The organism is Streptomyces sp. SPB074, from assembly GCF_000154905.1.
Taxonomy (GTDB): domain Bacteria; phylum Actinomycetota; class Actinomycetes; order Streptomycetales; family Streptomycetaceae; genus Streptomyces.
The window spans coordinates 3,304,154-3,319,782 of sequence record NZ_GG770539.1 but is presented as its reverse complement, the minus strand read 5'-3'; the positions used below and the strand labels follow the sequence as shown (position 1 = coordinate 3,319,782).

The window sequence follows — 15,629 nt, the reverse complement described above, 5'->3', positions numbered from 1 at the left end:
AGAGCGGCCTCCCGGTCGGAGTGCGGTGCGGCGAGCGCTGTCCGCACTTCGCGGGCCGCGCTGAGCGCGTCATCGGCGTCGGGCAAGGAGAGGGAACTTGCCGCCGAGGCCCCTGGGAAGTGCCGCGCCGCGCGCTCGGCGTCTCCATCGAGCGGGGCTTCTGCCGAGGGGCAACCCTCTTCGTAGTGAGATGGCACCTGGGAAGGCATGCACGTACTCTGGTCCACGGAGCTCCTCACCCGGCAGGCCAATACGGGGCGGCAACCCCGGCCTCCGGCTTTGATCGTTCAGGGATGGATGGTTGTGCGGTGGAGCCTCTACGTCGGCCCCGGTGTTCGTAGCACCGGGGCCGTTTGCGTGCGCGGAGGTCGTCCGCCGTCGTGCGGTTGGCTACGACCATAGCCCACATTTTCGGCCGCGCAATGGCTTGCATTTCGATCCGCAACGAGCTTTAGTTGACGACGCTGGTGCTCGTGGGCGTCGTGACACGTGAGGGGTGTGATGAGCAGCGAAGAAGGCGCGCAACGGGCCGGCCCTGGACGCCCTGAGCCGGAGGACCATGTCGCCGCGCGCGTGAAGATCGAACGTGAGACGCGCGGCTGGAGCACGGTGAAACTCGCCGAGGAGATGGCTGCCGTCGGCCACCCGATCAACCAGTCAGCGATCTGGCGTATCGAGAGCGGCAAGCCCCGTCGGCGGGTCAATCTCGATGAGGCCCTCGGCTTCTGCAAGGTCTTCGACCTCACGATGCAGGACCTGACCGGCCCCCCGGGAGAGCTGGCCACGCCTCGTATTCGACAGCTGGTCAGCGAGTACGTCCAGATGACCTTGGAGTATCGCCAGCTACGGGCGGCGATCGACCGCAACCAGATGCACCTGCACGAAATCGACGCGGAACTCAACGCCTACGGGGACAAAGGCCCCGAACAAAGAGGACAGCTCGACGAACTCATGCAACGCGAAGAGCGGGCCGCGCGGCGCAATCTGCACCCTTCCCGGGCCCACCTACGGAACCGGGCCCACCTGCGGAATCGGCAAGAACCCCCGGCCGCAGATTAGGTCTACTCTGCCCTTCACGGCGCTACGAACGCCGCGAGGCCCGCGCGCGACGACTCACGTCGTCCGCGGGTATCCACCGCCCCATCCATCCCTGAAAGAAAACGCCGCGGCCGGGCCAACGGGAGTTGCCGCTCCCCGAGGCCCTGCCGCCGTGGCGCGAGGAGCACCTCCATGCCTCAGTCCCCCCTGCCTGTGTCCGAGATAGCCCGGCTTCTGGGCGTCCCCGAGGACGGCCTTCGCCGCCTGATGGACGAACGCCGCTCGGCCCCCGACACGACCCTCGCCGCCCTCACCGTCACCGAAGCCGCTCGCCGGATCGGCATCGGCCGTACGAAGCTCTACGAGTACGTCACCTCAGGCGAGATCACCTCCGTGAAGATCGGCAGCCTGCGCCGTATCCCCGCCGAGGCAGTGAACGAATTCCTGGCCCGCCGGGTATCGGCGAGCGACTTCGGCGCCGCCGCGTGACGCGCGAATCCACCACGAAGACCAGGCAGCCCAACGGCGCCTCCACCGTTTACCGCGGTAAAGACGGTCGTTGGCACGGCCGTGTCACCGTCGGCGTGAAAGACGACGGCACCGCCGACCGACGCCACGTCAGCCGCAAGACCCGCGCCGAAGTCACCAAGGTCGTGCGCGAGCTAGAGCGCCAGCGCGACAGGGGATCCGTGCCCAAGGCCGGCCAGTCCTGGACCGTGCAGACGTGGCTGACCCACTGGGTCGAGAACATCGCCGCCGCCCACGTCTCGGAGAACACGATCGACGGCTACCGGGTCGCCGTCTACCACCACCTCATTCCCGGCCTCGGCGCCCACCGTCTGGAAAAGCTCGACCCGGAGCACCTGGAGCGCTTCTACAAGAAGATGCAGGCCAACGGCAGCGCCGCAGCCACCGCGCACCAGGCTCACCGCACCTTGCGCACCGCCTTGAACGAGGCCGTACGTCGCCGCCACCTGATCTCGAACCCGGCCTCGGTGGCGAAGGCGCCCAAGGTCGAAGAGGAGGAGGTCGAGCCGTACACCGTCGAGGAGGTACGACGACTCCTGGCCGAAGCGGGCAAGCACCGCAACACGGCCCGCTGGGTCATCGCGCTCGCCCTCGGCCTGCGTCAGGGCGAAGCCCTCGGAATGCAGTGGGATGACGTCGACTTCGAACTCGGCGTCATCCGCGTACGGCGAGGCCGTCTGCGTCCCCGCTACAAGCACGGCTGCGGCGACCGCTGCGAACGCAAGCCCGGCTTCTGCCCCCAGAAGATCAACATTCGCCGTGAGACGAAGAGCGCCAAGTCACGGGCCGGTCAGCGTCCAACCGGCGTCCCCGACGAGCTACTCCAGCTCCTCCGCGAACACCGCGAGCGTCAGGCGCAGGAACGATCCCTGGCCCGCGACCTCTGGACGGAGAAGGGGTACGTCTTTACCTCGCCGACCGGCGAGCCCCTGAACCCGAACACGGACTACCACAAGTGGAAGGAGCTGCTGAAAGCCGCAGGCGTCCGAGACGCCCGTCTCCACGACGCCCGTCACACGGCCGCCACAGTGCTGCTCATCCTCGGCGTCTCCGACGCAGTTGTCGACGCCATCATGGGCTGGGAGCCCGGCAAGTCCGCCCGGATGCGCCGCCGCTACCAGCACCTGACCAGCCGCGTCCTCCGGGACACGGCCGCGAAGATCGGTGGGCTGTTGTGGGCTCCCGAGACGACCACCACGCAGCTGGACAGCAGCCGCAGTCCCGTGCCTGCCGCACTCGCGGTCTACGTCGCCCACCTCGGCGAACGGCGCGTCGCGTTCAGGCGCCGGGAGCACGCGGCCACGGTGGTCGCTCGATGGAGCGACGACTGGCCCGACCACACGGCAGAGATTGAGGAGTGGGACCGTTCGCACTGGGAGCAGGAGGGCGCGAGCGACGGGCGCGCTGTCCGGGATCACGTACCGGACAGGGCAGTGATCTACCACGCTCAAGCACGTTTCCTGCCCGGAGGCGACCGAGCGGCGACAGCTGCTCCGGACCAGTGGTCCGTGCCGGCCTGGGACTTCGAGACGGACCGTTACACCACCAAGCGGTCCACGTGGCGGACTGCTCGACGGCGTGGCCCGCAGCAAGAAGTCGAAGCCCAGGTACGAGGCACGGACGAGGCAGCCGTCAACGCCGCCTTCGTCGAGGCGTGTGCACAGGCTGTGGACCGCGCCCGGAACCCCGGAAGGTACGGCGACACGGATGACTGGTGACGCCTGCGGTCCCACCCCCGGGAGGCGGCCGAGCCCGTGAGAAGAGCGATGGCCCGACGGGCAAGAGGCGCCCGTCGGGCCATCGCGCTCCCTCAGTCGACGAGGTAGTGAGCTTCGATGTAGGCGACGGTGGAGCTGTACGGCTCCCCCACCGGCTTCAGCATGTACCGGCGGAAGACGGCCGCCGCGGCACGGCGGACCCCGCGGTTGCGAGCCTCGGCGTTGTCCCAGGACCGGGCGAGGGTGCGCTTGACGACCTGGTCGATTTCCTCAGCCAGGTTTCGCTCCGTGACGGTGAGGCCGGGCGGAGCGTGGTCGTGGATGATCCGTGACAAGACGCCCACGTGGTCATCGTCCAGCACCACGGCTTCCTCAGGGTGCTTCTCAGCGTGCACGACTGCTTGGGCGACTCGGAGCGCTTCGGCCAAGAACTCCATTGCGTCGTGGGCATTCTGGATGATCCTGTCCCGCAGCTGCCTTATCCGCTCGGACAAGGCGGTGTACTTCGCCGACCCCGGTTCGACACCTCTGTCAAGGGCCGCCTTGATGTGATCCAGGATCTCCGCCGCGGAGGGGGGTCTCTTTTCCTCGCCGTCGTCAGTGCCAGGCTTGGGACGGACGAGGGCCAGCAGTTCCTTGAGGATCGAGATGCCCTGGGCATCCAGGACGAGAGGTTCCTCCTGCGAGGCAGCTACCGAGAAGGAGTGGACGTGGGCGTTGATGATCTCCAGGACCATCGGCCCCAGTCCGCGGAGCCGCTCCTTCCGCTCCTCGTCGGAGGACTTCTTGAACAAGGTCGTGTAGGCGGACCCGAAGAGCCCGAACCCACCTTCATACTTGGCGACTCGCTTGTCCGTGTTGATGAGCGGGTACAGGCGGGCCAAGAGTCGGTAGTCCTTGCTGAAGACCTCGGCGGCGTCAGAGTTCGCGTCCAGAAAGCCGTTGATGGCACGTACCGACTCGTATCCGTGGGCAGTGAGATCGAGGCCGTCCACCTCTGCCAAGAGGTCTTCGATGCGGGCGAAGATCGTACGGAACTCGGCGACCAGCGCGGTCAGGTCGGTGACGAACCCTCCGCCCTTGTCCGCGGATCCCTCTGAGGTCGGGTCGGCGACAGCACGCTGGACCTCTTCCGCCAGGCTGATGTAGTCCACGACGATGCCGGTGGTCTTCACGAACCCGGTGGGGGACACCCAGGTGCGGTTCGGGCGGGTGATCGTCTGGAACAGATTGTGAGCCTTCATCGGCTTGTCCAGGTAGAGGACGCCTTCGTTGGGGGCGTCGAACCCGGTCATCAGTTTCGCCGTCACGACCAGGAAGCACAGTGGATCGTCAGGAGAAAGGAACCGCCGTTTCTGGGCTTCCTCGTCGACCTCGGAGAGCCGATAAGGCCGCATAGCAGGGTCCTCGGACTTGGCGTCCGAGACGTGGATGTTCACCTCGGCGGTGATCCGCTCGTGCTTGCCGACCTCGGCAAACACCTGCGATGCCTCGTAGCTTGTCAGCAGCTCGTTGATCTTGTCCGTGTATGCCACGGCCAGCTCACGGTTGTAGGCGACGACCTGTGCTTTGAGGCCGTTGCGGTAGGTGCCGGAGTGCGGCCTGGACGAGTACGAGGTCCGCCGCTACGTCGGCTGGTACCGGCACATCACCCTGGCCATGCTCGCCCACGCCGTCCTGACCTCACTCGCAGCCCAAGCCGCCGACGAGCCCGAAAAAGGGGGCTTTGGAAACGAACCTCTCTCGCCCCGCTCACCGTGGCAGAAATCAGACGCCTCCTGGACACTCTCCTTCCCCGCCCCCGACCCCACCCCGACCCAGTCACCCACGCACTGAAGTGGTCAGCCTGGAGAAGACACCACCAAGCCACCGCCCGCCGCTGCCACTACCAAAAACGCAGCTCAGGACACGAACCGCTGCTGGAGTACTAAGCCGTCCGTCTACGGATAGGTCGGTGACAGCTCGCAATGGTATCTATGCCAGACTATGACCATGAAGTCGATCGCCCCGCGCTCTCGCTTGCTTTCTGTCGCTTTGACGATTTGCTGCCTCTCTCTGGCTGCTTGCAGTTCCAGCTCAGGTTCTGGATCATCACAGATTGGCTTTGTGGCCGGCGATTCTGGCGTTTCTACCGTCCCAAAAGCAAAGCGCGGCAAACCTATCGAAATCACTGGCAAATCACTTCAGGGCAAGCCCCTCGACCTTGCAGGCTATAGAGACAGCATCGTCGTACTGAATGTGTGGGGGTCATGGTGTCCCCCATGCCGCGCCGAGGCGTCGAATCTCACAAAAGTCGCCACGGAATACAAGAATAAACAAGTTGACTTCATCGGAATCAATACAAGGGACGATAACACCTCCCTTCCCCTGGGATTCGAAAAAACCTATAAAATCAAATATCCGAGCTTCTTTGACCCCTCGGGGCGGATTATTCTAAACGCCTTCCCTCCCGGCACATTGAATCCGCAATCAATTCCCACGACCATCGTCCTGGATCGTGATGGGAAGATTGCCGCCCGCGCTATCGGGGCAGTAAGCACGGCAAAGCTCAAGTCAATGCTTGATCCCCTGCTTGCCTAAAATTGGTTCTACCTTCTGGTCACGAGTAGATGACTTTTCGCATGTCGGATATGGTCACGCCCTCCGCGTTTCTGAGCAATCCACTTCACCTCTTTCCTCTGCGCGGGAGGGTGAAATGGACTGGTCAGCGGGTCTCGTGGCCAGGAGGGCCCCTGTCGTTGGCGTGGTGATTGAGCGTTTTCAGCGTGGCTACTGATCGGGTGATGGGACGGCGTGACGTTGAGGTACGCAACGGACAGGGCTCCCGTGCCGTTGAGTGAGGTGTTCGACGTCTCAACTCAGCAGCACAGGAGCCCTGTTGGTTCCGTATCCTGCCGCACTCGACCTGCCTCACGCCCTGGTCGAGTGGGTCACGATGCTCATCGTCACCCGCGAGGGTGACCGGCGGTGCAAACTCCCGCCGCACCGCCGTGCGCTGGTCGCACTCGTGTACCTGCGCCGCCACGAAACCCTCGCCCGCATCGCCGCAGCCTTCGGGATATCCGTCGGCACCGCCCACTCCTACGTCGCGTCGGTCACCGACCTACTCGCCGAGCAGGCACCGGGCCTGCTCAAGACGCTGCGCGTGCACGATCCGGACTTCGTTCTCCTGGACGGCACGCTCGTCGAGTGCGACCGCGTCGGTGACGGCAGGGCGGACTACTCGGCGAAACACAAGCGGCACGGCGTGAACGTGCAGGTAGTCACGGACCCGGCCGGAGAGATTTTGTGGCTGTCGCCGACACTGCCGGGCCGCACCCACGATCTGACGGCAGCCCGCACGCACAAGATTCTCCGGATCTGCGAGCGCCAGGGCGTCCCGATCCTCGCCGACATGGCCTACATCGGTGCAGGCGGCTGGGTCACCACCGCCAAGCGCCGTCCGCCGGGCGGTGAACTCACCCTTACCGAGCGGACCGAGAACCGGGCCCTGTCCGCGGCCCGGGCACCTGTCGAACGAGGCATGGCACGACTGAAGTCCTGGCAGATCTTCCGCAGATCCCGCATCAGTCCCAACCGCATGAGCGTCATCGCCAAAGCCGTCCTCACCCTGGAGAGTCAACGCTGAAAACGCTCATTGCTGCTGGCCGGTTTAAGAAGCCATCTCATTTGGGTGACTCGGTAGTCTATGAGTCATGGTGGGGCTTGTTGAGCGGCTGGTGCCGGACGAATTGTGGCAGTTGTTCCAGCGGGTGGTGCCTGAGGCGCCGTCGCGGCCGCAGGGTGGTGGTCGGCGTCGGCACGGTGACCGGGAAGTGCTGGCCGCGATCGTCTTCGTGGCCACGTCGGGTTGTACCTGGCAGCAGCTGCCTTCGGCGTCGTTCGGCCCGTCCGGAGCGACTGCCCACCGGCGGTTCTCGGAGTGGTCGAAGGCCAGGGTGTGGGCCAAGCTCCACCGCCTGGTCCTCGACGAGCTCGGTACGCGCGGGGAGCTGGACTGGTCGCGGTGCGCGATCGACTCGGTGAACATGCGGGCCTTGAAAAGGGGGACCTGACAGGTCCGAATCCTGTCGACCGGGGCAAGTACGGGTCGAAGATCCACCTGATCACCGAGCGGACCGGTCTGCCCATATCCGTCGCAATCTCCGGTGCCAACGTCCACGACAGCCAAGCCCTTATCCCGCTCGTGAAGGGCATACCGCCTATCAGCTCCCGCCGGGGCCCCCGTCGACGCCGACCCGGAAAGCTCCACGCCGACAAGGGATACGACTACCGCCACCTGCGGCAATGGCTGTCCGGACGCGGAATCCGGCATCGCATCGCCCGCAAAGGCGTCGAGACCTCGCAGCGACTCGGCCGACACCGCTGGACCATCGAACGCACCATGTCCTGGCTCGCCGGCTGCCGACGACTCCACCGACGCTACGAACGCAAAGCCGACCACTTCCTCGCCTTCACCAGCATCGCCTGCACCCTCATCTGCTACCGCAGACTCACCAAATGAGATGACTTCTAAAGCGCCGACTTGGGCTGGGGGCCATGCACACGTTGCCGCGGAGCGATGCCGCAGAGCGCCGGCGAAGCCGGTTCGTGGGTGCCCATGGCTGTCCGCCCCGCCAACTGAGACCAAAACTGAGACCAGATACGTCGAAGGGCCCCACCGCGAACGGTGGGGCCCTTCGACAATGTGCCCGGTGAGGCACTGGCGGAGGATACGAGATTCGAACTCGTGAGGGGTTGCCCCCAACACGCTTTCCAACTGTGCATCCAGCCGTCCGGGCGTGTTCGGGCGCGTTCAAGGGGCAGGTCAAGCGCGGGGAGTGAACGCGTACGAACGGCTGCGGTCGGTGGCGTACTGGACAAAGAACAGGACAAGCGGCGGCAACTGCGCCCGGTCTACGAGACCAGTGCGGACGGAAGCAGCCGACTGGAGAAGCCAGCGTGTCGCAGCCGCTCGCAGGAAGCGACGACCCACGCTTCACAAGTTGTCCGTTCGGATTGCAGGGGTGCCTGAGAGCCTCCGAGCAACTGAGTTCGCCGCAGCTCTGGCCCGCGCTCGGAGACGTACGGACGGGGACGGCCGTCTCCGGAACAGTCCAAAATTGAGACCACGACTGAGACCGGAGCGTGTCCGCAAGCAATCCGAGTAGGCGCGAGGTGAGGGGCGTTGTCAGACTCGCCGCGTAGGCTCAGCTCATGGAAAAAGGGGCCATCTCGCGCGACGACATCCTGAAGACCTTGCAGGAGTACGACGACCTGGGAGCGGAGTCGTTCCTCAGCCTGTACGGCTTCAAGCCTGCCCGGAAGTTTCTCATCTTGCACGAGGGCAAAGAGTACGAATCGAAGGCAGTCGCCGGGGTAGCCCACAAGTATTCCCATGGGAGGACGCTGAAATGGGACGAGTTCAGCGGCGGGGTGGGACATGCGGTGGACTGGCTTAAGCGTGAAGGCTTCCAGATCGGGGTTCCGCGGAGCCCGAAGTGGGCCCGTGACGAGCTGATCCTTGCGTGCGATGTCGTAGCTCGGAACGGCTGGCGGGGGGTCTCCTCTGCGGATCCACGGATCGGAGAGCTGTCCGACCTCCTGCAACTCCTCGGCGCCTACCCGCCGGAGCAACGCTCGGCTGAGTACCGAAACCGCAACGGAGCGGCCCTAAAGACACACAACATCGCCAGCTTTCATCCTGACTATCAAGGCAAACCCACAAATGGCGGACAGCTGGACCGTGAGGTGTTGCAGGACTTCCTGGAACGGCCGGCAGAAATGGCGCAGGCTGCTGAGCTGATTCGTGCAGGACTGCGATCCGGTGAACTCCAGCCAGCACCCCTCAACGAGGATGAGGACCAGGACGACGACGTCGGCGCGCCCGAGGGGCGCGTCCTCTACCGGCGCCACCGCACCCGCGAACGTAACAAGGGACTGCGCAAGAAGAAGATCGCGTCAGTCCTGAAACAAGGAGGCGCGCTCTCGTGCGAGGCGTGCGGCTTCGACTTCGGGAAGTTCTACGGGGAGCGTGGTGACGGCTACATCGAATGCCACCACGTAGTGCCGCTCCATGAGGCGGGCGAAGGAACCACGAGGCTGGCGGACCTCGCGCTGATCTGCTCGAACTGCCACCGAATGATTCATCGCAGTGCGCCCTGGCCCACGCCTGCCGAGTTGCGACTGGTGGTTTTGGATAGGGCTGGTATGCAGGAAGAGGGCCTGCCGCGGCAGCGCCCAGTCGCGAGGACCGCGGACAAGTAACAAGCCTCGTAGCTGCCGGTGTGACCACCGCTGCCCAATCCAGCTAGAGCTAAGGATCGAAGGGCACAGATCCGAGTCCCGTCGAGGGCACCCCGTCGTCAGCTGGGGTGCCCTCGGTTGTTGCCGCGCCGAGACTGCCAGCCACGAGCCCATGAGGAACCATGAGTACGAACGTCCGGAGGCAGCATGAACGAGGCCCGTTACGCTGGTGTGCACCATGGCCGAACGGAGTGTGCGCCGCGTATGGGACCCAAGACGAGCAAGGTCTACGAGACGCTGCGGGGGCGTCTGTCGGGTGGCGAGTACGGCGCTGGCGACAAGCTGCCCTCGGAACGGAAGCTGAGCGAGGAACTGGGGATCGGGCGCACCGCGCTGCGGCAGGTGCTCGCGCGGCTTGTCTCCGAGGGTGCGCTTGAGGTGTACGGGCGCAGCTCATACCGCGCGCCCGGCGCCGTGAGCGTCGAGCAGCCGCATGACGTCGAGCCGTGGCGTATCCACGGTGAGCGCGACGTCTACGACAACGAGTGGGTCAAGCTCCAGCTCTGGGACGTCGAGCCGCCCGGCGTCGAGCGGTTCGAACATCACGTCGTGCGGCTCCAGCACGTTGCCGTGACCGCCGTCCTGGACGACCGGGACCGCGTGTTGATGATGTGGCGGTACCGCTTCGTACCGCAGCGCTTCGGCTGGGAGCTGCCCGGCGGGATCGTGGACGAGGGCGAGACCGCCGCCGAGGCTGCCGCCCGGGAAGTGCTGGAAGAGACCGGGTGGCGCCCGCGCGACCTGGAGCACGTCGTCACCTTTCAGCCCATGGTCGGCATGGTGGACTCGCCGCATGAGGTCTTCCTCGCGCGCGGGGCCGAGCGCGTCGGGGAACCGACCGACGCCGAGGAGGCTGGGCACATCGAGTGGGTGCCGCTGAGCGACGTGCCGGGCCTCATGGCGCGCGGCGACCTTATGGGCGCGGGCACGCTCGTCGCCCTGCTGCACGTGCTCGCGAACCGGCCCGGACTCACGTCCTCTCGGTGAGCTTCTCGATTCGGCGGCGCTGGCGGGCGGAGCCCGTACGGCTCGCGAGGAGGCGCGCCTCGCGCAGGTGGGGGCGCGCCTCCTCGTAGTCGCCCCGCACGATGTGCGCGTGGGCCAGGTCCGCGAGGAGTCCGGCCCGCGCGCGGACGAAGCTCGGGTCCATGACCTTCAAGGCCGCGTAGAGGCTCGATACGGCGTCGTCCTCGCCGAGGAGCGCGAGCACGTTGCCGTGCCAGCGGGTGAGATGCGCGCCGTTCAAGAAGATGCTCACCATGTCGGGGTCCCGCGCGTCGGTTCCCTCCGGGATAAGGCGCAAGGCCGCGTCGAACGCCCTTTTGCAGGCGTCGCCTTGCCCGGCGTACGCGTGCATCTCCGCCTCGGCGGCGTACAGCCATGCCCGCAGACGCGGGGACGCGGCCTCGCCCGCCGTCCGCCTGGCGTCCTGCACCAACTCGGCGGCGAGGGCGGGTCGCCCTGCTTCGCACAGTACGTACGCCTGCTCGCCCATGGCGTGCGCCAGGTACATGGGCTCCTCGGCGTCCCTCGCCGCGTGCTTGGCCGTCTCGTAGTGGCGCCACGCCCGCTCGATGGCTCCTGCGTCAATGGCCTGCCACGCGGCGAGGGTTGACGCGCCAGCGAGCGCCAGAGCTACGGGCCGACGCGCACTCGGAAGGACCGCGAAGCTCAACGCCTCTTGCAGCGCCGAAAGATGCCCTGTCATCTGGTCTACGAGGCCGGAAGCGCCCATCTGGCGGTCCATCGACCTGAATAGCTCGGTCTGAGCGTTGAACGTCTCCACCATCGAGCCGCCCACGCTCGCGGCGGCATCGATCCGGTTCAACAGATCGTCGTACCCGTCTGCGGATGGCGGCGCCATGGCGGGCGCTCCCCGCAACTCTGCGTCTGTAGCACCGAGGAGGGGCCGCAAGATCGCCGCGTACCGATCCGAGATGGCGCGCTTCCCGTTCTCCCACTCGGAGACGTAGACCCGAAGGCTCGGCATCGAAGCCACGTCCACGAGGTGCTGTCTGGCGTACCGCTCGATTTCACGCACGAGCCGTTCCTGCGACCAGCCGCGAGCCGTGCGCGCGGTACGAAGCCCAGCGCTCATGCCCTCACCTCCGAGCCTGCCGTCCGAGTCTTCACTAAACAGCATGGCGCACAACCTCGCAGGTCAACAGCCCCTAACAGGCCGGTTGTTAACCGATCCAATCTTCCGGAACCCCCGCCCCCGCAGGTCTCCTGGAAGGGCACCAAGCGAAGCTGGGCCGGACTCTCCGGCCGATCCGCTTGACTCTGGTGCGCACCAGATGCAATCTATTGGTGCGCACCAGATGGCGGGTCATTGACCGGTCTCTCTGGTGCGGGGCGGACTGCTCTGCGGTTCGCCAAGGGGCCCGGGACAGAGCGGGCCGAGGGCGCCGGGGTCCTTTGCATTCACCCGAGGGCTGAGACCGAAAGGTCACGTCTCATGTGCCTGAAACGGGAGCGCGCTCCCGAAGAGACCGCACCACCTTCCCCGTCCCGGCTCCCCAAGGGGGCCGGATGTACCCACCGCGTCGATTGCCTCGGGCGTCGCTCGTACTGGACCGGTACGAGCGGTAGCGCCCTTCGCGTCATCCCGCCGCACTCACAGCGTTCCGGTCGCGGCGGCCGGCTGCCTCTCCTCCTCGTCCTGTCCGCGTGGCGGTACGAGGAGGAGCGCAGGGAGCCGGAGTTCCGACCCCCAACGGCGTGAGCCCCCGGAGTTGCACCTCCGGGGGCTCTGTTCGGGCCGTTGCCACCTACCAGGGAGATCACGACCCATGGATCACATCGTTACTGTTCAGGACGCCGTTACGGCGTTCGCTGACTGGCTGGAGCCGACCGCCGCCGAGCTGGCGGCGATCGAGGAGGAACTGCCCGCGATCCTCGCGGACGTTGACCTCCTCGACGCGCAGATCCTCACGCTCGACCGCCCGCTGTCCGAGCTGGACGCGGCCCGGCTGCGGCGGGCCCGGCGGCGGGTGCTGCGGGAGCGGGCCGTTCTGGCGAACGTCGCCTTCGGGCGGTGGGCGGGCGGTGCGGCGTGAGTGGCATCCGTCTGGAGGACTTGGGCGCGGCGCTGACCGCGCTGCGACTGCTGGTGCTCGACCACCCGGAGCTTCCCGCGCCCACGGCGAGCGTGAGCCCCATCTACCCGGACCGCTTGCGGCTTGACTTCCACGACGACGCCGCCGACTTCGAGGCATGGCGTGAGGCTCTGGACGCGGACCCGGCCACGGTCGTACTGCGGCGGTGGGGGGTGGACGGCGGGGCGCTCACGGTGTGCACGGCGTATGCCGGTGCGACCGTCGAGCTGATCGGGTACCTCGCCCTGCCCGTCCGGGAGGAACTCGCCGGGAGGGCCGCGTGATGGACAGTGTCCACGCCTCCGCGCGGGGTGTTCACGTGCGTTCGGCCGAGCGTGCGTTGTCGGTCGGGACGTGGCTGATCGTGTCCGGCGCGATGCTCTACTCGGTTCTCACGGTCACGCCGTTGATGGCGGACCACACGGCCCCGTCGTGGCGGTGGACGGCTCCGATCCTGCCCCTCGTGGTGGACGCCGCTGTCGTCATCGTCGTCCGCCTCGATTCCGTCCTCGCCCGCTTGGGCGGACAGGGCGGGCGGTGGCCGGTGGTGCTGCGGTGGATGACCGGCGCGATGACCCTGGCGCTGAACACGACGGCTTCCGCGCTGGCGAAAGACCTGGTGGGAGTGGCCGTGCACGCGGTCGCGCCGCTGCTGCTCATCGTCACCGCGGAGACCGGTCTTGCCTACCGGCGGGCCATTACCCGCGCCCTGGACGACCTGGACAAGCGCCAGACGGCGGAGCGCGAGCGGGCCGCGCAGCGCTCTCGTGAGGACGCTGAGCGGCGTGCTCGTGAGGGTGAGGCGCGGGAGGAGCGCGAGGAGCGCCGCCGCCGCGAAGAGCGCGAGCACGCGGCTCAGCTCGCCCGTGAACAGCGCGAGCATGAAGCCGCCCTAGCCCGTGAACAGGCCGAGCGGGAGGAGCGCCGAGCGGCCGAGGAAGCCCGCCGAGAGGCGGAGCGGACGGCGGGTGAGCGGGCCGAGCGTGAACGCCGTGAACGCGAGCGTGAACACCAGGAACGCGCCCGTGAACAGGCCGCCCGCGAGGCCCGCGAGAAGGCCGAGCGCGAGCGCCGCGAGAAGGCGCTTCGTGAGCAGGAGGACGAGCGCCGTGAACACATGCGCCGTGAGCGTGAACGCGCTGCCCTCCTCGACGCCGCCCCGGTCTCCGAGAAGCTCGGCGAGGACGAGGCCCGCCGCGTGGTGGCGCTCGCCTTCGAGACCGGCCTGTCCATTCGTGAGGCCGTGGCCGCGTGCGGGTGGTCGGTGGGCTGGGTCTCCAGCCGCTACGCCGAGCACCGCGACAACAAGGCGGTGCCCGCATGAGCGCTCTCGACCTCCTCGGCCTCGTGCCGCTCGCCGGGTGGGCCGCCCACGTGACGGTGCTGAGCCGGGGCCTCACCCGCGCCCGCCGTGACCCGCTCACCGGGCTGTGGACGCGCGACGCCTTCACCCGCCGCGCCCGCCGTCTGCTGCGCGACAGGCGGGCCGTCGTCGTCCTCGCGGACATCGACCACTTCAAGCGGATCAACGACACCCACGGCCACGCCGTCGGCGACGCGCTCCTCGCCTCCGTGGCCCGCCGTCTCGACCACGCCACCGGCGCGGACGGGGTGTGCGGACGCTTGGGCGGGGACGAGTTCGCCGCCGTCCTGCTCGACAGGGACGGCACCGCCGCTGACCTCCTCGCCCTGCTCCACGGTGTCCTCGCACGGCCCGCCGAGGGGCAGCCGGCCGAGGTCGCCACGACGGTTTCGCTCGGCTGGGTCCGGGCCGCCGACCACCCCGGTGGGGACCTCTCCTCGCTGCTGGAACGCGCGGACGAAGCGATGTACGAGGCCAAGCGCGCCGCGCACGGGCCCGTACGCGCTCCGCTCGGCCGCCGCCTGTGGCACGGGCTCACTGCCCGGCGGGGCGGACGCCGTGCGGGGGTGGCGGCATGAGTACGCCCCTCGCCGCTTCGGCCCTCCATCGTGCCGTCCTCACCGCGCACGATTTCCGGTGCTGGTGCACCGGGCACCAGGCCCGCACAAGAAGGGTGAGGGGCGGTGCGAGGCCGAGCACGACGGCTGGACCAGCAAGCACGGTCGCCGCGTCCGCCTCGTCGCCGCCCCCGCCGACCTCCTCACCCCCGCTCGTGTCGCGGTCACGCTCTCCGCCGAGGAGCTGCGGGCCTGGTGCCCGGACTGCTGCGACCACGCCCGCCGCGCCCAGAGCAAGACCGCCACCTCCGCCGTGCCGGAACAGGACGGCCTCTTCGAACTCTGACCCGCACGCAAGGCAGCCCGGCCACGCAACCTCTCACAGCACCGTGGCCGGGCCTACTCCCAAGGAGTGCAGTCATCATGACGGACACCGTGGCGCCCCCGAAAGTCTCCGAGGTGGCGCCCCCTTCCGAAAAGGCCACCCCTACCCCGATCCCGGCGGCGGGGTCCGCCGAGGAGCACACGCCGGGCGGCTGGCCCGTGGTGCCGCTCGCCTTCTCCGGCGCGAACACCGTCGTGAGTACCGTCGCGGCGGCGAGCATCGCCGGCGGCCCGGTCGGCCTGGCCGTGGCGGCCAGCGGCCTTGCCGCCCTCGGCGTCGCGGCCTCCCGTGCCGCCTTCCGCGCGAAGCCCGGCACCCGCCGGGCCGCGCGCCGCACCGCGGCCCGCACCGCCAGCCAGGCCGCGCGCACCAACAGCGCCCGTCCCGCGCTCGGTTCCCGCAACCCGTCCACGTCCTCCGGGCGTGGCGGGGGCTCGCGCGTGCCCACTCAGCGCCGCGCGCAGGGCGGAGGCGCCTCGACGGCGGGCGCGAAGTCGTTGAGGTCCCCCGGCACGGGTTCCTCTCGCTCCGTGACGGGCGGCGGGGGGCGGTTGCGGCAGGTGAAGGCCCTCCGTGCCGCCGAGCGAGCGGACGGAGGTACGCGCGGAGAGCGCCGTACGGGGCTGCGGGACGCCCGGCGTGCCGTCGCGGACGCCC

The 15,629-nt window shown here is 67.8% G+C and carries 15 protein-coding genes and 2 pseudogenes; 15 read left to right on the top strand and 2 right to left on the bottom strand.

Annotated features, from left to right (window positions below):
- The first annotated feature begins 501 nt into the window (after window positions 1-501).
- From SSBG_RS13700 to SSBG_RS13690, 3 genes are all read left to right on the top strand, one after another.
- Window positions 502-1,059, top strand: a complete 558-nt coding sequence (locus SSBG_RS13700; protein WP_037871442.1) for a helix-turn-helix transcriptional regulator — start codon at window positions 502-504, stop codon at window positions 1,057-1,059.
- A 171-nt stretch (window positions 1,060-1,230) separates the two neighbouring features.
- Window positions 1,231-1,527, top strand: a complete 297-nt coding sequence (locus SSBG_RS13695; protein ID WP_008746716.1) for a helix-turn-helix domain-containing protein — start codon at window positions 1,231-1,233, stop codon at window positions 1,525-1,527.
- Window positions 1,524-3,284, top strand: coding sequence for a tyrosine-type recombinase/integrase (locus SSBG_RS13690; RefSeq protein WP_037869703.1), 1,761 nt, complete (start codon window positions 1,524-1,526; stop codon window positions 3,282-3,284). Before SSBG_RS13695 ends, SSBG_RS13690 begins: the two co-directional genes overlap by 4 nt.
- Before the next feature lie 92 nt (window positions 3,285-3,376).
- Here SSBG_RS13690 and SSBG_RS13685 read toward each other — a convergent pair whose 3' ends face one another.
- Entirely contained in the window at window positions 3,377-4,819 is a 1,443-nt protein-coding gene (locus SSBG_RS13685; RefSeq protein ID WP_008746714.1) for a type I restriction enzyme subunit R domain-containing protein, read from the bottom strand.
- 58 nt (window positions 4,820-4,877) lie between these two features.
- Here SSBG_RS13685 and SSBG_RS31145 point away from each other — a divergent pair.
- From SSBG_RS31145 to SSBG_RS13660, 6 genes and pseudogenes are all read left to right on the top strand, one after another.
- Window positions 4,878-5,120 (top strand): annotated as a pseudogene (locus tag SSBG_RS31145) (IS701 family transposase); the annotation flags it as partial.
- Between the two features lie 150 nt (window positions 5,121-5,270).
- Window positions 5,271-5,864, top strand: coding sequence for a TlpA family protein disulfide reductase (locus tag SSBG_RS31140; protein WP_008746712.1), 594 nt, complete (start codon window positions 5,271-5,273; stop codon window positions 5,862-5,864).
- Between the two features lie 298 nt (window positions 5,865-6,162).
- On the top strand, window positions 6,163-6,912 hold the full coding sequence (locus tag SSBG_RS13680; protein ID WP_008746711.1) for an IS5/IS1182 family transposase: 750 nt from the start codon (window positions 6,163-6,165) through the stop codon (window positions 6,910-6,912).
- 67 nt (window positions 6,913-6,979) lie between these two features.
- Window positions 6,980-7,788 (top strand): IS5 family transposase gene (locus tag SSBG_RS13670; protein ID WP_106429290.1). Its coding sequence is split into 2 segments (ribosomal slippage): window positions 6,980-7,328 and window positions 7,328-7,788, totalling 810 coding nucleotides; the frame shifts between segments, so codons are not numbered across the junction.
- Window positions 7,789-8,480: 692 nt separating this feature from the next.
- A complete protein-coding gene (locus SSBG_RS13665; RefSeq protein WP_037869701.1) occupies window positions 8,481-9,530 on the top strand; it encodes an HNH endonuclease in 1,050 nt (349 codons plus the stop codon).
- Between the two features lie 243 nt (window positions 9,531-9,773).
- A complete protein-coding gene (locus tag SSBG_RS13660; RefSeq protein WP_008746709.1) occupies window positions 9,774-10,556 on the top strand; it encodes an NUDIX domain-containing protein in 783 nt (260 codons plus the stop codon).
- Here SSBG_RS13660 and SSBG_RS13655 read toward each other — a convergent pair.
- Complete coding sequence (locus SSBG_RS13655) at window positions 10,540-11,667, bottom strand: regulator (protein WP_078491480.1); 1,128 nt, start codon at window positions 11,665-11,667, stop codon at window positions 10,540-10,542. The genes SSBG_RS13660 and SSBG_RS13655 overlap by 17 nt on opposite strands.
- A gap of 694 nt (window positions 11,668-12,361) precedes the next feature.
- Here SSBG_RS13655 and SSBG_RS13650 point away from each other — a divergent pair.
- The 6 genes and pseudogenes from SSBG_RS13650 to SSBG_RS13625 form a co-directional block, all read left to right on the top strand.
- Window positions 12,362-12,628, top strand: a complete 267-nt coding sequence (locus SSBG_RS13650) for a DUF6284 family protein (protein WP_008746707.1) — start codon at window positions 12,362-12,364, stop codon at window positions 12,626-12,628.
- Window positions 12,625-12,951 carry a hypothetical protein gene (locus tag SSBG_RS13645; protein WP_037871439.1) on the top strand — a complete coding sequence of 109 codons (327 nt, stop codon included), beginning with the start codon at window positions 12,625-12,627 and terminating at the stop codon, window positions 12,949-12,951. The genes SSBG_RS13650 and SSBG_RS13645 overlap by 4 nt, the downstream gene beginning before the upstream one ends.
- Window positions 12,951-13,991, top strand: a complete 1,041-nt coding sequence (locus SSBG_RS13640) for a DUF2637 domain-containing protein (RefSeq protein WP_037871438.1) — start codon at window positions 12,951-12,953, stop codon at window positions 13,989-13,991. The genes SSBG_RS13645 and SSBG_RS13640 overlap by 1 nt, the downstream gene beginning before the upstream one ends.
- Window positions 13,988-14,608: a GGDEF domain-containing protein gene (locus SSBG_RS13635; RefSeq protein WP_008746704.1), complete on the top strand. Its 621-nt coding sequence runs from the start codon at window positions 13,988-13,990 to the stop codon at window positions 14,606-14,608. Before SSBG_RS13640 ends, SSBG_RS13635 begins: the two co-directional genes overlap by 4 nt.
- Window positions 14,609-14,672: 64 nt before the next feature.
- Window positions 14,673-14,933: a hypothetical protein gene (locus SSBG_RS13630; protein WP_234010516.1), complete on the top strand. Its 261-nt coding sequence runs from the start codon at window positions 14,673-14,675 to the stop codon at window positions 14,931-14,933.
- 77 nt (window positions 14,934-15,010) lie between these two features.
- Window positions 15,011-15,629, top strand: a pseudogene (locus SSBG_RS13625) (hypothetical protein); the annotation flags it as partial.